Origin of the sequence: Pseudomonas sp. WS 5503, from assembly GCF_012985385.1 — a bacterium.
GTDB lineage: Bacteria > Pseudomonadota > Gammaproteobacteria > Pseudomonadales > Pseudomonadaceae > Aquipseudomonas > Aquipseudomonas paracarnis.
Map to the genome: position 1 here is coordinate 1 of NZ_JAAQWI010000015.1, position 19,160 is coordinate 19,160.

At 59.4% G+C, this 19,160-nt stretch carries 19 protein-coding genes and 1 pseudogene; 13 read left to right on the forward strand and 7 right to left on the reverse strand.

What is annotated here, in order from left to right:
* Positions 1-221, reverse strand: a 221-nt coding sequence (locus HBO10_RS31140; RefSeq protein ID WP_222937098.1) for a hypothetical protein, incomplete at its 3' end; no start/stop codon positions are given.
* A 180-nt stretch (positions 222-401) separates the two neighbouring features.
* On the opposite strand from HBO10_RS31140, the gene HBO10_RS28745 reads away from it, so the two are divergent.
* Positions 402-1,775 (forward strand): MFS transporter, encoded by a 1,374-nt coding sequence (locus tag HBO10_RS28745; protein ID WP_034128461.1) that lies wholly within the window; start codon positions 402-404, stop codon positions 1,773-1,775.
* A 60-nt stretch (positions 1,776-1,835) separates the two neighbouring features.
* On the opposite strand, the gene HBO10_RS28750 is transcribed toward HBO10_RS28745, so the two are convergent.
* From HBO10_RS28750 to flgA, 4 genes are all read right to left on the reverse strand, one after another.
* Positions 1,836-2,585 (reverse strand): flagellar brake protein, encoded by a 750-nt coding sequence (locus HBO10_RS28750; protein ID WP_034128460.1) that lies wholly within the window; start codon positions 2,583-2,585, stop codon positions 1,836-1,838.
* Between the two features lie 96 nt (positions 2,586-2,681).
* Positions 2,682-3,152 carry a flagellar protein FlgN gene (locus HBO10_RS28755; protein WP_034128459.1) on the reverse strand — a complete coding sequence of 157 codons (471 nt, stop codon included), beginning with the start codon at positions 3,150-3,152 and terminating at the stop codon, positions 2,682-2,684.
* A gap of 48 nt (positions 3,153-3,200) precedes the next feature.
* Complete coding sequence (flgM, locus tag HBO10_RS28760; RefSeq protein ID WP_034128458.1) at positions 3,201-3,524, reverse strand: flagellar biosynthesis anti-sigma factor FlgM; 324 nt, start codon at positions 3,522-3,524, stop codon at positions 3,201-3,203.
* Positions 3,525-3,665: 141 nt separating this feature from the next.
* Positions 3,666-4,430, reverse strand: a complete 765-nt coding sequence (gene flgA, locus HBO10_RS28765) for a flagellar basal body P-ring formation chaperone FlgA (protein ID WP_054922160.1) — start codon at positions 4,428-4,430, stop codon at positions 3,666-3,668.
* Between the two features lie 74 nt (positions 4,431-4,504).
* Between flgA and HBO10_RS28770 the strand changes: the two genes are divergently transcribed.
* The 6 genes from HBO10_RS28770 (at position 4,505) to flgE (ending at position 9,560) form a co-directional block, all read left to right on the forward strand.
* Positions 4,505-5,437, forward strand: coding sequence for a chemotaxis protein CheV (locus HBO10_RS28770; protein WP_034128456.1), 933 nt, complete (start codon positions 4,505-4,507; stop codon positions 5,435-5,437).
* Between the two features lie 42 nt (positions 5,438-5,479).
* Positions 5,480-6,307: a protein-glutamate O-methyltransferase CheR gene (cheR, locus tag HBO10_RS28775; RefSeq protein ID WP_014719581.1), complete on the forward strand. Its 828-nt coding sequence runs from the start codon at positions 5,480-5,482 to the stop codon at positions 6,305-6,307.
* Between the two features lie 315 nt (positions 6,308-6,622).
* Positions 6,623-7,030: a flagellar basal body rod protein FlgB gene (gene flgB, locus HBO10_RS28780; protein ID WP_034120825.1), complete on the forward strand. Its 408-nt coding sequence runs from the start codon at positions 6,623-6,625 to the stop codon at positions 7,028-7,030.
* 3 nt (positions 7,031-7,033) lie between these two features.
* The gene (flgC, locus tag HBO10_RS28785) at positions 7,034-7,477 is read left to right on the forward strand and encodes a flagellar basal body rod protein FlgC (RefSeq protein WP_032895649.1); all 444 of its coding nucleotides are present in this window, start codon (positions 7,034-7,036) and stop codon (positions 7,475-7,477) included.
* 16 nt (positions 7,478-7,493) lie between these two features.
* Positions 7,494-8,213 carry a flagellar hook assembly protein FlgD gene (gene flgD / locus HBO10_RS28790; RefSeq protein WP_034128455.1) on the forward strand — a complete coding sequence of 240 codons (720 nt, stop codon included), beginning with the start codon at positions 7,494-7,496 and terminating at the stop codon, positions 8,211-8,213.
* A gap of 30 nt (positions 8,214-8,243) precedes the next feature.
* Positions 8,244-9,560, forward strand: coding sequence for a flagellar hook protein FlgE (gene flgE / locus HBO10_RS28795; RefSeq protein WP_034128454.1), 1,317 nt, complete (start codon positions 8,244-8,246; stop codon positions 9,558-9,560).
* A gap of 257 nt (positions 9,561-9,817) precedes the next feature.
* On the opposite strand, the gene HBO10_RS28800 is transcribed toward flgE, so the two are convergent.
* On the reverse strand, positions 9,818-12,712 hold the full coding sequence (locus tag HBO10_RS28800) for a ribonucleoside-diphosphate reductase subunit alpha (RefSeq protein WP_034128453.1): 2,895 nt from the start codon (positions 12,710-12,712) through the stop codon (positions 9,818-9,820).
* 685 nt (positions 12,713-13,397) lie between these two features.
* Here HBO10_RS28800 and HBO10_RS31520 point away from each other — a divergent pair.
* From HBO10_RS31520 to HBO10_RS28810, 3 genes and pseudogenes are all read left to right on the forward strand, one after another.
* Positions 13,398-13,508: pseudogene (locus HBO10_RS31520) on the forward strand (outer membrane lipoprotein carrier protein LolA); the annotation flags it as partial.
* A gap of 17 nt (positions 13,509-13,525) precedes the next feature.
* The gene (locus tag HBO10_RS28805) at positions 13,526-14,251 is read left to right on the forward strand and encodes a response regulator (RefSeq protein ID WP_034128451.1); all 726 of its coding nucleotides are present in this window, start codon (positions 13,526-13,528) and stop codon (positions 14,249-14,251) included.
* The gene (locus HBO10_RS28810; RefSeq protein WP_034128450.1) at positions 14,248-15,858 is read left to right on the forward strand and encodes an ATP-binding protein; all 1,611 of its coding nucleotides are present in this window, start codon (positions 14,248-14,250) and stop codon (positions 15,856-15,858) included. The genes HBO10_RS28805 and HBO10_RS28810 overlap by 4 nt, the downstream gene beginning before the upstream one ends.
* Positions 15,859-15,937: 79 nt before the next feature.
* Here HBO10_RS28810 and HBO10_RS28815 read toward each other — a convergent pair whose 3' ends face one another.
* Complete coding sequence (locus tag HBO10_RS28815; protein WP_034128449.1) at positions 15,938-16,657, reverse strand: 4'-phosphopantetheinyl transferase superfamily protein; 720 nt, start codon at positions 16,655-16,657, stop codon at positions 15,938-15,940.
* 138 nt (positions 16,658-16,795) lie between these two features.
* Between HBO10_RS28815 and HBO10_RS28820 the strand changes: the two genes are divergently transcribed.
* From HBO10_RS28820 to HBO10_RS28830, 3 genes are read left to right on the forward strand one after another with little or no spacing between them, the layout of a single operon-like run.
* Positions 16,796-17,104, forward strand: a complete 309-nt coding sequence (locus HBO10_RS28820; RefSeq protein ID WP_003193560.1) for a hypothetical protein — start codon at positions 16,796-16,798, stop codon at positions 17,102-17,104.
* Between the two features lie 18 nt (positions 17,105-17,122).
* Entirely contained in the window at positions 17,123-17,800 is a 678-nt protein-coding gene (locus HBO10_RS28825; protein ID WP_003193559.1) for a response regulator, read from the forward strand.
* The gene (locus HBO10_RS28830) at positions 17,797-19,143 is read left to right on the forward strand and encodes an ATP-binding protein (RefSeq protein ID WP_003193557.1); all 1,347 of its coding nucleotides are present in this window, start codon (positions 17,797-17,799) and stop codon (positions 19,141-19,143) included. Before HBO10_RS28825 ends, HBO10_RS28830 begins: the two co-directional genes overlap by 4 nt.
* The last annotated feature ends 17 nt before the right edge of the window (positions 19,144-19,160 follow it).

The following is a 19,160-nucleotide window of genomic DNA, read 5'->3' on the forward strand; positions in this document are numbered from 1 at the left end:
CAGTGAAACGATGCATCGCCGATGGTAGTGTGGGGTTTCCCCATGTGAGAGTAGGTCATCGTCAAGATTAAATTCCGAAACCCCAATTGCGAAAGCAGTTGGGGTTTTGTTTTGGGCGCTCGAAAAGCACGCCAACTTCCAAAGCCTGCATAGCGTTCCATTGAAACCTTTTGTACAGATACCCGAATACCAGTCGAACCTTGCGTGTTATCAAGGTTCACAGGTGGTGCGCCATGTATTTATCTCCACGGTTATGTACCTCGCAGACACCCACGTAGCGTCTGAGCTGTGAAACAAAATAATCGCCGGGAACAGGCCCTGCTGCCTGTCCGGATCCAACCGCCCCGGACTATCATGCTGATAGCCCTACCCCTCACCGCAAGGAGCCGCTCGGAACGCCGATGCGCCAGATCTGGAAATCTTTTCGAGCCCTTTATTTCGCCTCTTTGATGATGCTGATCGGCTCCGGCCTACTTAGTACTTATCTGGCTTTGCGTCTGGCAGCAGACAATGTCGACAGCCTGTGGGTCGGTGCGCTAATGGCCGCCAACTATTTTGGCTTGGTGCTGGGCGGCAAGCTCGGACACCGCCTCATCGCCCGGGTCGGGCATATTCGCGCCTACGCCACCTGCGCGGGCATCGTCGGTGCAGCGGTGCTGGGGCACGGTTTGATTGATTGGCTGCCAGCCTGGATCGTGCTGCGGATGATCGTGGGCCTGGGGATGATGTGCCAGTACATGGTCATCGAGAGTTGGCTCAACGAGCAGGCGGATGCCAAGCAGCGCGGTGTAGTGTTCAGCGGCTACATGATTGCGTCCTACCTTGGGTTGGTGCTGGGCCAACTGATCCTGGTCATGCATCCCCATCTTGGGCTTGAGCTGTTGATGCTCGTGGCGTTGTGCTTTGCGCTGTGCCTGGTCCCGGTGGCAATGACTCGACGCATTCACCCGGCCCCACTGCACCCGGCCCCGATGGAGCCGCGCTTCTTTATCAAGCGTGTGCCGCAGTCGCTCAGCACCGTGTTAGGCGCTGGGTTGATCGTCGGTTCGTTCTACGGCTTGGCACCGCTGTACGCCTCTCAGCAGGGCCTGACGACCGAGCAAGTCGGCCTGTTCATGGGTAGCTGCATTTTTGCTGGATTGGTCGTGCAGTGGCCACTGGGCTGGTTGTCGGACCGCTATGACCGCGCGCTGCTGATTCGCTGCTTCGCCTTGTGCCTGGCGGTGACGGCCTTGCCGTTGGCAATCATGACGCAGGTTCCGCTGGAAGTGTTGTTCGTGGCAGGCTTCTTCTGTTCGCTGGTGCAGTTCTGCCTTTACCCTTTGGCAGTGGCCTTTTCCAACGACCATGTGGAAGGCGATCGTCGGGTATCGCTGACGGCCATGTTGCTGGTGACCTACGGGATCGGCGCCAGCGTGGGGCCGCTGTTGGCCGGTGTGGTAATGAAGCTATTCGGCAGCCAGATGCTCTATGCGTTTTTCAGCCTGTGTGCATTGATCCTGGTGTGGCGCATTCGCCCCAAGGCGGTGACCAACCTGCATCAGGTCGATGACGCGCCGCTGCATCACGTGGCGATGCCCGACAGCATGTCCAGTTCGCCTTTGGTGGCTGCCCTTGACCCGCGGGTGGATGAGCAGGTGGTACAGGATCAGATGCAAGTCACTGTGCCCGAGCCAGAGCCTGCCCCTGAAACCGATGAGCCGACGAGCGAAGAGCCGCACGAGCCACCAGACCCGGACGAACATCCCCATGACTTGAGCAGGGCACGCCCCTGAACGAAAAAACGGGCAGATCCCATCAGGATCTGCCCGTTTTTTTATCTCAGCGTCTAACGCTTAAAGATCGTCGTCTTTATCGAAGCGCCGAGCTTCACGCTGTAATTGGTAGACAAAGCGTTCCACTTGTCGCTGCACCAAGCCACTCATGTTGTGAAAGCGCACGCCGGCAAAGGTGGTGTTGATCTTGTCTTCGAAGTGCAGATAGCGCAGTTCCACGGAGGTGGACATGCTGCCGAAGGGCAGGGCGGCGATAAAGCGATCATAGACCTGGCCCAACTGCAGACGCTCGGAGATGTCGCCTTCAAAGCGCAATTTGCAGCCGGTTGCCGAGATATCCAACAGCTTACCGCTGACAGGGGCCTTGAGCTTCTCGCCACCTAACTGAATATCCACCAATTGCGCGAGTTTCAGTGCGGCGCGGAAGGCATTGCGTCTTTGATGGTAAACCACTTCGCCGGGCAGGCTGCCGCTGTAGATGCGGTGGCCGCCTTTCTCGCTGATGGTCAAGGTGCCGTTGCTTTCCCAGGCAACCCGCACGCCCTCATGGAAGCCTTCGATACGGAAGGCTTCGCCATTCTCAAGATAGCGTTCACCGTCGCGGGGAATCATTTCGTCCAGTACCAGCGTCTTGCTGTCCCGGTCGATGTCCACCAGGTAGCTCTGGAAGCGCTGGCTACGTTCGTGGAAAGTGATGATCAGCGGGTCATGGCTTTCTTGCAGCATCCGCAACGTGCTGGCGATTTCCAGAGGCGTGGTGAGCACCTTGGGTGGCTGCGGTGCATCTTCCGCATTAAGGGCGTTGAACACGGTTCTTCCATCTCCAGGCAAAATACGACTACACGCAAGAACCGGCATTTTGCCAGTATGTAGCGCGCCTTGGATAGGTCGCGCTGTAAACCGGCGTCAGGCTTGGCTGCGGGTGCTTGGTTTGATCAGGCGTGAGGTGGAGCCTTGGGCGTTATACAGGGCCGGAGGTTCTCCGCCGTGCAGTATGCGCAACTGATTGGCGGTGGTGGCTTGCTGAAGCTGGATCGACTGACCGTTGAGCAGGTTGGCTTCCTGGCACTGGGCGAGCAAATGATTGAGTTCTTTGCTTTGTGCCAGCAGTTGATCGCCGACTGAGGAGTGGCTGGCCAGTTGTGCCAGGCCATCATGATCGGCGGGCAGGCCCAGGCTGATCAGAATCTCGCTGCGTTTCTTGCCGTGCTGTTCGAGCAAGACAATCAGCGACTGTTTGCGCGCCAGGATTTCTTCCAGCAAGGGCATATCCCGGCCGTACAAGGCCAGTGATTCTTCCTTGAGCAGCTCGAGCAATTGTTGCGTCGGCGCCAGATCATCAATGATCAGTTGGAGCAAATGTTCGTCGTGGTGCATGGCTGGCCTTGGGTTTTAAGCGTCCAAAAGCCCTGCGCAGGCTTTTGCCTAGCGCTCGGCTTCGAAGTTGAGCAGCTTGCTGGCTACACGGTTGCTGTCGACTTTATAGCTGCCATCGGCGATAGCCTGTTTCAACTCGGCCACGCGGGCTTTATTGACGACGGGTTGATCGCGCAGCGAGTCAGTGACCTTCTGCAACTGTTGAGCCTCATTGCTCAGGTGTACCGATTCCCCACTCTGGCTGGCGGCGGCCTGTTCTGCTTTGGCAGGCAAGGGCTGCGGCTTGGCCTCTACGCTGTCCTTGGTACCGCCGGTGCGCGTATTGCCGGGCAAAGCCGGGGCGTTATTCAAACGACTGAAATCAATGACCATGTTGAAAAACCTCTGGGTATTTGGACGCTTGCCATGTTTTCGGCCATACCCGGGCAAACTTTAGGCTCGATTGACAATAAACCTGTTCGGCTCAATATCCAGCACACAGTGTAGGAAAAGCTGGCATTTGATTCCAGTCATCTATAGCGCCACCTCGACCTGGCCTGGTGCCGTGACCCGCGCCTTGATCACGCGATTGGAGTTGAGGTTCTTGACGCGGATCTGTTCGCTCATGCCGCCATTTGACAGCGCCTCGCCCGGCATCCTGACGTTCAGGCCGCCGCTGCTGGCGGAAATTACCACCTGGTCACCCTTGCGAATCACTTCGGCCTGTTCCAGATGAACCAGCGTGAGGACTTGGTCGGTGACCACTGGCCGCGTGAGTTTCTGCCCGACGGCCTGGTCCAGCGACGTCAGGTAGCCCTGGTTGATCAAGCTTATATCCCGCTCGCGCAACGCCACGTCGTCGTAGCCGATGATGCCCGTGCGCTTCAACGGTCGCGCCACTACCACCACATCGCGATACAGCTTGACCTGAGCTGGTACGAAAACCGTCCAGGGCGAGGCGCCCTCACAGCGTACCTTTACGGTCACACGACCGATGGGCTGGGCGGGGCTTTCCAGAGTGGCTGTCAATTCCTTGTCGCACATTGGCATGCGCAAGCGAGGGTCCAACTGGTTGACCTGAATTTCATAACGCCCCGGCGTCTGGGTAGTCGCCAGATAATCTTCTACAGTGAACTCAAGAAAGCCTTGGGTGACGCCGATAAGTAGATCAGGCAGGGTGACGTTGTCGGCACGGGCCGTGACGCCCAGGCCCGAGACAAGCAGTGCCATCGCGGCGCAGAGCAGTCTACGGTAGCGTGAGCGGCCAGGGTGTCGGGAAACTGTCGTTTTAATATCCATACTCAGTAAATAGCAAAGCTCGTGCCGTTTAGTGTTGGGTACGCGTCGTACCCCTAGGATTTAGGAGTCTGGGCATGGCAGGTGTAATGGATTCAGTAAACCAGCGCACACAGCTGGTAGGGCAGAATCGCCTGGAGTTGTTGCTTTTCCGCCTGGATGGCAAACAGTTGTATGGCATCAACGTGTTTAAAGTGCGTGAAGTGCTGCAATGTCCCAAGTTGACGATCATGCCCAAGTCCAGTCCAGTGGTGTGCGGCGTGGCCAACATCCGTGGCGCGACCATTCCGATTCTTGACCTGGCCATGGCCACGGGGGCCGCGGGTTTGCAAGACCGCCAGAACCCCTTCGTGATCATCACCGAATACAACACCAAGACCCAGGGTTTCCTGGTGCGCTCGGTGGAGCGCATCGTCAATATGAACTGGGAAGAAATCCATCCGCCGCCCAAGGGCACGGGGCGCGATCACTACCTGACGGCGGTGACGCGGGTCGATAACCAGTTGGTGGAAATCATCGACGTGGAGAAGATCCTCGCCGAAGTGGCCCCCACCTCGGAAACCATTTCCGTCGGGGTGGTGGATGCCGAAACGGCACACAAGGCGGTTTCGCTGCGTGTGTTGACCGTGGACGACTCTTCTGTAGCGCGCAAGCAGGTCACGCGTTGCCTGCAAACGGTCGGGGTTGAGGTGGTAGCGCTCAATGATGGCCGCCAGGCCTTGGATTACCTGCGCAAGCTGGCAGACGAAGGCAAGAGGCCTGAAGAAGAATTCTTGATGATGATCTCTGACATCGAGATGCCGGAAATGGATGGCTACACGCTCACGGCCGAAATACGTAACGATCCACGCATGCAAAAGTTGCATATCATCCTGCATACTTCGTTGTCGGGGGTATTCAATCAGGCAATGGTCAAGAAGGTCGGTGCGGATGACTTTCTGGCCAAGTTCCGTCCTGATGACCTCGCATCCCGGGTAGTCGACCGGATCAAGGCAGCAGATCACGGCTAGGGGATTTCCCCTGGCGGTCACACGATTTAAGAGGCGGCATCATTGTCTACGGGTAATTTGGATTTCGAACAGTTCCGGGTCTTCCTGGAAAAAGCCTGTGGCATATTGCTCGGTGAAAACAAGCAGTACCTGGTATCCAGCCGTCTCAACAAGCTGATGGAACAGCAGGGCATCAAGTCCCTGGGTGAGTTGGTCCAGCGGATCCAGGGGCAGCCGCGCAGTGGGCTCAAGGAAATGGTGGTCGATGCCATGACTACCAACGAAACCTTGTGGTTTCGCGATACCTATCCCTTTGAAGTGCTCAAGAACAAAGTCTTGCCGGAAGCCATCAAGGCCAGCCCGGGCCAGCGCCTGCGTATCTGGTCGGCGGCCTGTTCCTCGGGGCAGGAGCCGTACTCGATCTCGATGTCCATCGACGAGTTCGAGCGGACCAACATGGGCCAGTTGAAAGCCGGCGCGCAAATTGTGGCCACGGACTTGTCCGGCACTATGCTCACCAACTGCAAGACCGGTGAGTACGACAGCCTGGCGTTGGGCCGAGGCTTGTCCCAGGAGCGCCTTCAACGTTACTTCGATCCCAAAGGGGCGGGGCGTTGGGCGATCAAGGCGCCGATCAAGAATCGCGTCGAATTCCGCTCGTTCAATCTGCTCGACAGCTACGCCAGCCTGGGCAAGTTCGACATGGTGTTCTGCCGCAATGTGCTGATCTATTTCTCCGCTGAAGTGAAGAAAGACATCCTGCTGCGTATCCATGGCACGCTCAAGCGCGGAGGTTATCTGTTCCTCGGTGCTTCCGAGGCGCTCAATGGGCTGCCGGATCACTTCCAAATGGTGCAATGCAGCCCGGGGATCATCTACCAGGCCAAGTAGCCTGGGTGTATGCAATAAAACTGTGGGAGCCGGGCTTGCCCGCGATAGCGTTTTGTCAGTCGACGAATAGGTCGGCAGGCACTCCGCCATCGCAGGCAAGCCAGCTCCCACATTTGTTTTCTCGGCAAGCTGGCGTAAAGCGGCAACTGCCCATTGCCGCTTTACTGGCACTACGCGGAAATCGCTTGCCGCTTTTCTGGCATAGTCGCCGGCAACTCCCTTCGAAACCCTTGATATACGGGGCTCTCGCAAGTTTGGCATACACCTTGCTATAACCCTGCTAACGAACAGCAGGTCAGCCTAAAGGTTTCCGCCATGAGCATCAGCTTCGATAAAGCGCTCGGTATCCACGAACAAGCCCTGGGCTTCCGCGCCCAGCGTGCCGAAGTCCTGGCCAACAACATCGCCAACGCCGACACCCCGAACTACAAAGCTCGGGACCTGGACTTCTCCGCCGTGCTCGCCGCACAACAGGACAAGACCAAGAACGGCACCTTCGCCTTGAACATGACCAATAGCCGTCATATCGAAGCGCAAGGCCTGGGCAATGGTGACGAGTCGCTGCTGTATCGCACGCCGATGCAGCCGTCGATCGACCAGAACACCGTTGACGCCCAGCTGGAGCAATCGAACTACGCCGAAAACTCGGTGAACTTCCAAGCCAGCTTCACCCTGCTCAACAGCAAATTCAAAGGGCTGATGTCAGCCCTGCGCGGAGAGTAAGCCATGTCCCTGTCCAGTGTTTTCAATATTGCCGGCAGTGGCATGAGCGCGCAGACCACGCGTTTGAACACCGTCGCCAGTAACATCGCCAACGCCGAGACCGTCTCCTCGAGCATTGACCAGACCTATCGCGCCCGCCATCCGGTATTCGCCACCATGTTCCAGGGTGGCCAGGCAGGCGGCAGCGAGTCGCTGTTCCAGAATCAGGACGCAGCTGGCTCCGGCGTGCAGGTGTTGGGCGTGGTCGAAGACCAGAGCAACCTGGAGGCCCGTTACGAGCCCAACCATCCTGCCGCGAACGAAAAGGGTTACGTCTACTACCCCAACGTCAATGTGGTCGAGGAAATGGCTGACATGATTTCCGCCAGCCGTTCGTTCCAGACCAACGCGGAAATGATGAACACCGCCAAAACCATGATGCAGAAGGTCCTGACCCTGGGTCAGTGATAAGGGGCGCCAAATAATGGCCATCGTTGATACGTCAAACAACACGGCTGTCCAGGACCTGTTCAACTCCAAGGTCAAGGACGCGTCGAACAATGTCTCGAATGTTTCCAAAGCGGCCACGGGTAACCAGGCGCTGGGCAAGGACGCATTCCTGCAGTTGCTGGTGACCCAGCTGAAAAACCAGAACCCGCTGTCGCCCCAGGACAACGGCGCGTTCGTGGCCCAGCTTGCCCAGTTCAGCAGCCTGGAAGGCATCAACACCCTGAACGACTCGGTGAACAACATCTCCAGCAACTTCAGCTCTTCTCAAGCGCTGCAGGCTTCGTCGCTGGTGGGGCGGTCGATCATTATCCAGACCGACAAAGCCATGGTGGATACCAGCAAGAGCATGAACGGTTCAGTGGCGGTGCCATCGGCGGTGGGCAACGTGTCCGTCAAGATCACCGACAAGGACGGCAACGTCGTACGCACCGTGGATATGGGCGCGCAGAGTGCCGGCAGCCAGAGCTTTATCTGGGACGGCAAGAACGACAAGGGTGAGGTCGCCCCAGCCGGCACCTACACCTTCAATGCCTCCACCAAGAACGACAAAGGTGACGCGGTGGCCCTGACCACCTCGCTACCAGCCACGGTCACCAGCGTGACCCTGAGCAAGACCGGCGGCGAAATGCTGCTCAACCTTGCAGGCGGCATGGGCAGCGTCAAGCTGTCGCAAATTCAGACTATCGGTACATAGAGCCGGCTAAATACGGCAGAGGAGAGAAACATGTCTTTTAACATCGGCCTTAGCGGCCTCTATGCGGCCAACAAACAACTGGACGTGACCGGCAACAACATCGCCAACGTCGCGACCACTGGCTTCAAGTCATCCCGTGCGGAATTCGCGGATATCTACGCGGCCTCCAAGCTGGGCACTGGCCAGAACAGCATCGGCAACGGTGTGAACCTGGCGGCGGTGTCCCAGCAGTTCACCCAGGGCGACGTCAACGGCAGTGGCGGCATCCTCGACATGGCGATCCAGGGTGGTGGCTTCTTCGTGCAGAAGGGCAGCGACGGTTCGCTGGAATACACCCGTAGCGGTGCTTTCCGTGCGGACAAAGACGGCTATATCACCAACAACACCGGCACCTCGCGCCTGCAAGGCTATGCCGCGGACGAGAATGGCAAAATCACCAAAGGCGGCCTGGTTGACCTGCAGCTGAACCTGGCGAACCTGCCGCCGAAGGCGTCTACCAAGGTGGACTCTTCCAGCAACCTGAACTCCTCGTCGCCGGTGATCGATCAGTCCAAGAACCCGTTTGATCCAACCAAGTCCGAAAGCTTCACCACGCAATACAGCACCACCTTGTACGACTCCCAGGGCAATGCGCACCCGATGGTGCAGTACCTGGTCAAAACCGATGCCAACCAATGGCAGGCCTACACCTTGATCGATGGCCGCAATCCTGATGGTTCGGCTCCTACCGGTACCGGTGCTGACGTGAAGGCGCCTGTGCCGTCGACATTGAGCTTCGATGGTGCTGGTAACCTCAAGAGCATCGTGACCGGCGGTGTTGCCGGTAACACCTTGACCATCAAGGATTGGATACCTGGCACGGTGACCGATGGCGTATGGAAAGCTAACGATGCGACGGCTAACAAGGACGGCATCGCCATCAACATGGGCACCGTCACCCAGTACAACTCGGCCAGCTACCGTAACCCGCCGGTCACAGATGGTTACGCCACCGGCCAGATCACCGGCCTGAAGATCGATGGCAGCGGCGTGCTCTTCGCCACCTTCAGTAACCAGCAGAGCAAGGCCATCGGCCAGATTTCCCTGGCCAGCTTCAACAACGAGCAGGGCCTGCAGCCCGCCGGCGGTACGACCTGGAAAGAGACCTTCGCGTCGGGCCAGCCGGGCTACGACGCCCCGGAATCTGGCACTCTGGGGTCGATCAAGGCCTCCTCCCTAGAGAACTCCAACGTCAACTTGACCAACGAGCTGGTGGACCTGATCAAGGCCCAGAGCAACTACCAGGCGAACGCCAAGACCATCTCCACCCAAAGCACCATCATGCAGACCATCATTCAGATGACCTGATAGGTTAGCGCTTTAAAATGTGGGAGGGGGCTTGCCCCCGATAGCGGTGTATCAGCCAAGTATCCATTGACTGACACCCTATCGGGAGCAAGCCCCCTCCCACATTTGCATCTGCTTCACGCTGTCCATCCAGGTATTGACCGAACAGCAATACAGCAACAAGGGCTTTATACCCGCCCAAGAAAAAGCCCCCGATACACCCTAGGTGTATCGGGGGCTTTTCTGCCTCGGGTGGTTAAACCCAGGGCAGGTTCAGCTTATTGGCAAGCTTCGCAATCCGGCTCGTCAATCGCGCAGGCCTTTGGCACAGGTGCCGGGCCGGCTGGCGCTGCGAGTACCGAGTCATCACCGTGGTTGCCGCTGGACACTGCGTTCAGCTTGCCAGTGTTGATGGTCGACTTCTCGGTGCTGGTGGCGGCCAGCGCACGGAGGTAGTAAGTGGTTTTCAGGCCACGGTACCACGCCATGCGGTAGGTCACGTCCAGCTTCTTGCCCGAGGCGCCGGCGATGTACAGGTTCAGGGACTGGGCCTGGTCGATCCACTTCTGACGACGGCTGGCGGCGTCAACGATCCACTTGGTGTCCACTTCGAAGGCGGTCGCGTAGAGCTCTTTGAGTTCTTGCGGGATGCGCTCGATCTGCTGCACGGAACCGTCGTAGTACTTCAGGTCGTTGATCATGACCGAGTCCCACAGGCCACGGGCCTTCAGATCGCGAACCAGGTACGGGTTGATCACTGTGAATTCGCCCGACAGGTTCGATTTCACATACAGGTTCTGGTAGGTCGGTTCGATCGACTGCGACACGCCAGTGATGTTGGCGATGGTGGCGGTCGGTGCGATGGCCATGATGTTGGAGTTACGAATACCTTTCTGCACACGGGCACGTACCGGGGCCCAGTCCAGGGTTTCGTTCAGGTCGACGTCGATGTACTTCTGGCCACGGGCTTCGATCAGGATCTGTTGCGAATCCAGCGGCAGGATGCCCTTGGACCACAGTGAACCCTGGAACGTCTCGTAGGCGCCGCGCTCGTCGGCCAGGTCGCAGGAAGCCTGGATCGCGTAGTAGCTGACCGCTTCCATGGACTTGTCGGCGAACTCGACCGCTGCATCGGAACCGTAAGGGATGTGCTGCAGGTACAACGCGTCCTGGAAGCCCATGATCCCCAGGCCAACCGGACGGTGCTTGAAGTTGGAGTTCTGCGCCTGTGGCACCGAGTAGTAGTTGATGTCGATGACGTTATCGAGCATGCGTACGGCGGTGTTGACGGTACGCTCCAGCTTGGCGGTGTCCAGCTTGCCGTTGACGATGTGGTTCGGCAGGTTGATCGAGCCCAGGTTGCAAACGGCGATCTCGTCCTTGTTGGTGTTCAAGGTGATCTCGGTGCACAGGTTCGAGCTGTGGACCACGCCCACGTGCTGCTGCGGGCTGCGCAGGTTGCATGGGTCCTTGAAGGTCAACCATGGGTGGCCGGTTTCGAACAGCATGGACAGCATTTTGCGCCACAGGTCTTTGGCCTGGATGGTCTTGAACAGCTTGACCTTGCCTGGGTACTCGGTGAGGGCTTCGTAGTACTCGTAGCGCTCTTCGAAGGCCTTGCCGGTCAGGTCGTGCAGGTCCGGCACTTCGGATGGCGAGAACAGGGTCCACTTGCCGTCATCGAAGACGCGCTTCATGAACAGGTCAGGGATCCAGTTGGCGGTGTTCATGTCGTGGGTACGACGACGGTCATCACCGGTGTTCTTGCGCAGCTCGATGAACTCTTCAATGTCCATGTGCCAGGTTTCCAGGTAGGCACATACAGCGCCTTTGCGCTTGCCACCCTGGTTCACGGCAACGGCGGTGTCGTTCACCACTTTCAGGAACGGTACGACGCCCTGGGACTTGCCGTTGGTGCCCTTGATGTACGAGCCCAGTGCACGCACTGGGGTCCAGTCGTTGCCCAGGCCACCGGCGAATTTGGACAACATGGCGTTGTCGTGGATCGCGTGGTAGATGCCCGACAGGTCATCCGGCACGGTGGTCAGGTAGCAGCTCGACAGCTGTGGACGTAGGGTGCCGGCGTTGAACAGGGTCGGGGTCGACGACATGTAGTCGAAGGACGACAGCAGGTTGTAGAACTCGATCGCACGGTCTTCTTTGTTCTTCTCTTCGATCGCCAGGCCCATGGCCACGCGCATGAAGAACACTTGCGGCAGTTCGAAGCGGATGCCGTCCTTGTGGATGAAGTAACGGTCGTACAGGGTTTGCAGGCCCAGGTAGGTGAACTGCTGGTCACGCTCGTGGTTGATGGCCTTGCCGAGTTTTTCCAGGTCGAAAGTGGCCAGGATCGGGTTCAGCAATTCGAATTCGATACCTTTGGCGATGTAGGCCGGCAGGGCCTTGGCGTACAGGTCGGCCATCTCGTGGTGAGTGGCGCTGTCGGCGACTTTCAGGAAGCCCAGGCCTTCGGCGCGCAGGGTGTCCATCAGCAGGCGGGCGGTCACGAACGAGTAGTTCGGCTCACGCTCGACCAGGGTACGGGCGGTCATCACCAGCGCGGTGTTGACGTCGGTCAGGGCCACGCCGTCGTACAGGTTCTTCAGGGTTTCGCGCTGGATCAGGTCACCGTCGACTTCTTCCAGGCCTTCGCAGGCCTCGGTGATGATCGTGTTCAGGCGGCCCAGGTCCAGCGGGGCAAAGCCGCCATCGGCCAGGGTGATGCGGATCGACGGGTGCGCTTGTACGGCGGCTTCTTCGGCCGGGGAACGTACGGCACGCTCCTTGGCGCGCGAATCACGGTAGATCACGTAGTCGCGGGCCACTTTTTGCTCGCCGGCACGCATCAGGGCCAGTTCTACCTGGTCCTGGATTTCTTCGATGTGGATAGTGCCGCCCGATGGCATGCGACGCTTGAAGGTCGCGGTGACCTGTTCGGTCAGGCGTGCAACGGTGTCGTGGATGCGCGACGAAGCGGCAGCGGTGCCGCCTTCAACTGCAAGAAACGCTTTGGTGATGGCGACGGTGATTTTGTCATCGGTATAAGGAACGACAGTGCCGTTACGCTTGATCACGCGCAGTTGGCCAGGTGCGGTGGCGGACAGATCCAGGTTCGAATCAGCGGCCTGCGGCACGGAGCCCTGCGGGTTCTCGCGAGTTGTGTCGGTTTGCATGAGGGGGTGTCTCCACATTCTATATTTATTTGGGCACCATCACGGTGCCCACCGTTCCGTCCTGAAGCACTTACAGCAGGCCTGGGCCTGGCATAACAACTTCGGGACAGGAGGAAGGGAGCTCATCGCGCCGCTTCCATGCCGAAGTCTTTGGTTCGGGGCCGGGGAGCCCTTCGCCGTATTCCTGGTGGGTGACAGTGGCCCCATTCAAGCCCTGCAACACCCGTACCGTTTTCTGCCAATCGGGTTGGAAAACGGCCGCCATCCGCGTGCGCGGTTTGGGCTTTCAAAAAATGCTTTGGTTCAACCAAACGCGAGCAAGAAAGCGCTTGAGTTTCTTGTCTGATCTGTGTTTGGTCTTTTCGCTGAAAACCCTACATGTAGGGTTTTTTTAGCGCCGAGGTACAAGATAATGCGTTTTTGGGGGCTTAGCAACGCACTACCTGTGGATAACGCTGTGGGTAAAATGTGTATGAATCATGGAACACCCGTGTAGGCCGCATTACTGCTGGATTACACCGTTTGTCACCGAATATTCCCAGATAGAAACTGCCGGCGGGAATTTTGAGGGCGCGAACCCTACCACAAAAAATCGCCATGACCGAATGGATTTCCCGGCTTGTGTTCAAGGGCCGGTGCATGGCTACAATCGGCCTTGATCAGGGCAATAGCATGCTTGCTCCATATGACAACTGTAGGAGCGAGCTTGCTCGCGAAAATCGTCAACGATAATGCGGTAAACCCGGATAACCGCGGTGCCCTTGCGTTCTTCGCGAGCAAGCTCGCTCCTACAATAGAGAACCGAGGTAGCGCATGGAGCAAGAAGCCTGGCAGATACTGATCGTCGAGGACGACGAGCGACTCGCCGAATTGACCCGTGAGTACCTGGAAAGCAACGGCCTGCGTGTGTCGGTGGAAGGCGATGGTGCCAAGGCCGCGGCGCGCATCATCGCCGAGCAGCCGGACCTGGTGATCCTCGACCTGATGCTGCCCGGCGAAGACGGCCTGAGCATCTGCCGTAAAGTGCGCGAGCGCTATGACGGCGTGATCCTGATGCTCACCGCGCGCACCGACGACATGGACCAGGTGCTGGGCCTCGACATGGGCGCCGACGACTACGTGTGCAAACCCGTGCGCCCGCGGTTGTTGCTGGCGCGTATCCAGGCGCTGCTACGCCGCAGCGAGCCGGTGTTGCCGCCCGCAATGGAACATCAACGCCGCCTGCAGTTTGGCCCACTGGTGGTGGACAATGCCTTGCGCGAAGCCTGGTTGCATGAGAGCAGCATCGAACTGACCAGCGCTGAATTCGACTTGCTGTGGCTGCTGGTTGCGAACGCCGGGCGCATCCTGTCCCGCGAAGAAATCTTCATAGCGCTGCGTGGTATCGGCTATGACGGCCAGGATCGTTCCATTGACGTGCGTATCTCGCGCATTCGGCCAAAGATCGGCGACGATCCGCTCCACCCACGCCTGATCAAGACCATCCGCAGCAAAGGCTACCTGTTCGTCCCCGAAGCCGCTGCCGATATGCCGCTGTGAACTCGATCTTCCTGCGCATCTACGGCGGCATGTGCGCGGCCCTGATCCTGGTGGCGTTGCTCGGCGCCCTGGCACTGCACCTGCTTAATGACGTGCGCAGCGGCCAGTACCGTGAGCGCCTGGCCCACGGCACCTTTGCGTTGATGGGCGATAACCTGCAACCCATGAGCACCATTGAACGGCAGCGCGCCTTGGCGGTGTGGGAGCGCTTGCTGGGCATCCCGCTGGAGTTGCGCACGTTCACCGATGCGCAATTGGACCTGGGCCAGCGCAACCGCCTGCAACGCGGCCAGGTCCTGGTTGAGCAGACCGGGCCTCATGCGGCGCGGGTGCTGCGGTTGGTCAGCGAGCAAGAGCAATTGGTGCTCACCGGCGAAGTGCAGCAGATCAGCGAGCAATTGGCCCGTGCGACTATTTACCTGCTGGCCGACGAACTGGTGCGTTTCCCGGTGGCCGAACAGCCCCAGCGTCTGGCCGACATCAAACACGCCAAGGGTTTTGGTTTTGAAATGCACCTGATGGCCCTTGACCAGGCCGATATGGACGACGACCAGCGTCGTCGCGTGGCGGAGGGCGATACGGTGATGGCGCTGGGCAAGGGCGGCGATTCGATTCGCGTGTTTGCCGGCATGGTCGGCACCCCGTGGGTACTGGAGATCGGCCCGCTGTACCAGATGAACCCGTACCCGGCGCAATGGCTGATCCTGATCACCTTGATCGGCCTGACTCTGATCGGCTTGATCGTCTATTTGCTGGTGCGTCAACTTGAGCGTCGGCTCAAAGGCCTTGAGGCGGCGGCTACGCGTATCGCCAAGGGCAACCTGGAAGTGCGCGTACCCGCTCGCGGTGCAGACTCGGTCGGACGGCTGGCGGCAGCCTTCAATGGCATGGCCGAGCACCTGCAGCAATTGCTGGCGATTCAGCGTGAGCTGGTGCGCGCGGTCTCCCACGAGCTGCGCACACCGGTCGCGCGCCTGCGTTTTGGCCTGGAGATGATCGGTGACGCCGCCACGCCCGAGGCGCGGCGCAAATACCTGGAAGGCATGGATGGCGATATCCAGGACCTCGATGGCCTGGTGGACGAGATGCTCACTTATGCGCGCTTGGAACAGGGTGCACCGGAGCTGAATTTCCAGCGCGTAGACCTTGATGCATTGCTCGATCAGGTGATTGGCGAATTATCGCCATTGCGCCCGCAGGTCAGCGTCACTCGGGGTATTTGCCTGTCTTCGGCACATTGGGATGACGCCTGGGTCGACGCTGAACCGCGCTACTTGCACCGTGCCCTGCAAAATCTGGTGAGTAACGCCATGCGCCACGCCAGAGGCCAGGTGTTGATCAGTTATCAGGTGGGGCAGGTGCGCTGTCGCATCGATGTGGAAGACGACGGCCCCGGTGTGCCGGAAAGCGCCTGGGAGCGGATCTTCACGCCGTTCCTGCGCTTGGATGACAGCCGTACCCGCGCTTCTGGCGGGCATGGCCTGGGCTTGTCGATCGTGCGGCGGATTATCTATTGGCACGGCGGGCGGGCGCTGATCAGCAAGAGCAATAACCTGGGTGGGGCGTGTTTCAGCCTGAGCTGGCCCAGGGATCAGAATAAACCCTGAAACCGCTATCGTAGGCAAGCCAGCTCCCACAGGTGAATGCGTTCCCAATGTGGGAGCCGGGCTTGCCCGCGATGGTGGCCTACCAGGCGCTGATAGCCACCAGGCTCAACAACTGCTCCCCTTGCACCACAAACTGCCCTTCCAGCTCTTTGCCATGGCCCCACTCTTGCGAAAGATCGGTCAGCAACCGCAGGCGCACCTTCCCAGCCGCTGACCACTCCAACACCTCGGCATGCTCGAAATAAAAGCGCTTGTGCACGATCGGATAGAGCGCCTTGAACAAGCTTTCCTTCACCGAAAACGTCAGCGTCACCAGCAAGGCGTGTTGCTCACGGGGCAGGGCGGCCATGCGCTGGAGCTCATCGGCCGTCAAAATTTCCCCGGCCAGGCGTTCGGCCCGTTCCACCGTCAGCAGATGCTCCAGGTCCATGCCCAGCCCGCGCCATTGCGCCTTGTGCCCGACAATCGCCGCAGCGTGCCCGGTGCTGTGGGTGATGGAACCACTGATATGTCCTGGCCAGACCGGGGCACGGTCTTCGCCGATGGCCGGGATGCAGTGCAGATGATCGAGTCGTTGCAGCGCTTCGCGCGCGCACAGGCGGCCGGCGAGAAATTCCGCCTGGCGCTTGGCGACCGAGCGTTGGATGCTCGCGGGCGGCGGCACATCGCAGCGCTGGAAATCGCCGTGGCTCAATAAAGCCGGGTCGAATCGCGTGCTCAAAAACACCGTGCCCGGCAAAGAAACCGGCAACGGCCAATGATCATCGAGTGGGGTGCAGCAAGCGGGTAGGGGCGTCATGCGCGGTATTTTGCCGAGTTGGTGCGCCAGTGGATAGCCCGATTCGGTTCAGCTGCGGTTCAGAGCCTGTTCAGGGGGAGTTCAGGGGCGCCTGCGTAGTCTGGGCCCCACAGCCTAAATGCGTATGAGGTAACCACCATGACTGCGATCAAAAAGCTGATGTTGGCCTTGACCATGCTCGGCGCCACTGCCGGCGTGCAGGCGTCCGATGGCGCCTTTGCGGCCTTTGGCAGCGAGAAAACCAAGAAATCCAGCAACCTGATCCATCGTGTCAGCTTCGAAGACGCCGGCACCCAGGCCGCGCCGTGGGGCCAGGCCCTGGGCGCTACCCCTGCGCAACCCGACTATCGCAGCGGCTACGCGCACCTGACTGGCCACTACAATGGCATAAAACTGCGCCCCCAAGAGCTGCAGGGCCGCTATGATATCCCCCTGTCGGCTAGTTGAATTGCAGTGGAGAACCTTATGAAATTGCTGGTGGTGGAAGATGAGGCGCTGCTGCGTCATCACCTGTTTACCCGCCTGACCGACAGCGGGCATGTGGTCGAAGCCGTGGCCAATGCCGAAGAAGCCCTGTACCAGACCGGCCAGTTCAACCATGACCTGGCGATCATCGACCTTGGCCTGCCCGGCATGGGCGGCCTGGACCTGATTCGCCAGTTGCGCACCCAGACCAAGACTTTCCCGATCCTGATCCTCACCGCCCGCGGCAACTGGCAGGACAAGGTTGAAGGCTTGGCGGCCGGGGCCGACGACTACGTGGTCAAGCCGTTCCAGTTCGAAGAGCTGGAGGCACGCATGAACGCCTTGCTGCGCCGCTCCAGCGGTTTTACCCAGTCGACTATCGTTGCCGGGCCGCTGCTGCTGGACCTCAACCGCAAGCAAGCCTCCCTGGACGAGCAACCCTTGGCGCTGACCGCCTACGAGTATCGGATCCTCGAATACTTGATGCGTCATCATCAACAAGTGGTCGCCAAAGACCGTTTGATGGAGCAACTGTACCCGGATGACGACGAGCGCGATCCAAACGTGATCGAAGTGCTGGTCGGCCGCCTGCGCCGCAAGCTGGAAGGCCCGGCCGGGTTCAAGCCGATCGACACCGTGCGTGGCCTGGGCTACCTGTTCAATGAGCGCTGCCGTTGATTCGTTCGCTACGTGTGCGCCTGATGCTGGCGGCCGCCACCCTGGCCGTGCTGTTTATGCTCGGCCTGTTGCCGGCCATGCAAGGCGCGTTCAGCCTGGCGTTGCAGGATTCCATCGAACAGCGCCTGGCGTCGGATGTGACCACCCTGATATCTGCGGCGCGGGTCGACAATAACCGCCTGCTGATGCCGGCGCAGCTGCCCGATGAGCGTTTCAACCTCACCGACAGTCGGCTGCTGGGTTATATCTACGACCGTGAAGGCCATCTGGTATGGCGCTCGCGGGCGACCCAGGAAGAAAACATCAACTACAAACCGCGATATGACGGGCGCGGCAACGAATTTGCGCGGATTCGCGAGGCCAATGGCCAGGAATTCTTCGTGTATGACGTCGAGGTGCGCCTACTGGGAGGCAAGAGCGCGGCGTTCAGCATTGTCGCCTTGCAGCCGGTACGCGAATACCAACTGACCCTCGAAGGCCTGCGTGAGAACCTCTACCTCGGGTTCGGCGCGGCGTTGCTGGTGCTGTTGACGCTGTTGTGGCTGGGCCTGACCTGGGGCCTGCAAGCCCTGCGGCGCCTGAGCCATGAGCTCGACCAGATCGAAGGCGGCACCCGCGAAAGCCTCAGCGAAGAACACCCCCGTGAGCTGCTGCGCCTGACCGGCTCCCTGAACCGCTTGCTGCACAGCGAGCGCGAACAGCGTGCGCGCTACCGCGATTCTCTTGATGACTTGGCTCACAGCCTGAAAACGCCACTGGCGGTGTTGCAGGGCGTGAGCGAAGACATGGCCCAGCGGCCTGAAGAACGTAGCCAGGCGTGGGTGCTGCAATCGCAGATCGAACGCATGAGCCAGCAGATCGGTTACCAACTGCAGCGTGCCAGCCTGCGTAAAAGTGGCCTGGTGCGCCACCAGGTCCGCCTGGAACCGGTGGTGCAAAGCCTGTGCGATACATTGGAAAAAGTTTACCGCGACAAGCGGGTCACCGTGACCTTCGATTTACCGCAGGCCTGCGAAGTGCCCATCGAGAAGGGCGCGTTGCTCGAAATGCTCGGCAACCTGCTGGAAAACGCCTACCGCCTGTGTCTCAAGCAAGTGCGTATCAGCCTGGTGGAAAACCTCGATGGCATTGAGCTGTGTATCGAAGACGACGGCCCCGGCGTACCACCGGACCAGCATGCACGGATCCTGCAGCGCGGCGAACGGCTAGATCGCCAGCACCCGGGGCAGGGGATCGGGCTGGCGGTGGTCAAGGACATCATCGAAAGCTATCACGCGCGGTTGACGTTGGGGGATTCAGCGTTGGGTGGGGCGGCGTTCAGGATTCACTTTCCTGCCTTGTGATCTGCACTGGCCTCATC